The sequence below is a fragment of the Mycolicibacterium sp. XJ662 genome, from assembly GCF_053484035.1.
Genome location: NZ_JBEFTL010000039.1, coordinates 1 through 234, shown reverse-complemented (window position 1 = coordinate 234; position 234 = coordinate 1). Strand labels below are relative to the sequence as shown.

Below are 234 nucleotides of genomic sequence, written 5' to 3'. Positions count from 1 at the left end.
AGTCTGGACGGGATGGGCGATGCGCGGGTGAAAGCCGAAGCCAAAAAGGTCGCCTATCGGCTCGATCCGCAGGCGGTGGTCGATCGGGCGGCCAGGGCCGAAAAAGACCGCAGCGTGACGACGCGTCCGGCCCCGGATGCGATGACCTATGTGACGGCGTTGTTGCCGGTGAGCCAGGGGGTCGGGGTGTATGCGGCGCTCAAACGCGCTGCCGATAGGGCCTTTGATGATCGT

The 234-nt window shown here is 65.4% G+C and carries 1 pseudogene; it reads left to right on the top strand.

Annotated elements, in window-relative coordinates:
- A pseudogene (locus ABQE93_RS27080) lies at positions 1-234 on the top strand (HNH endonuclease); the annotation flags it as partial.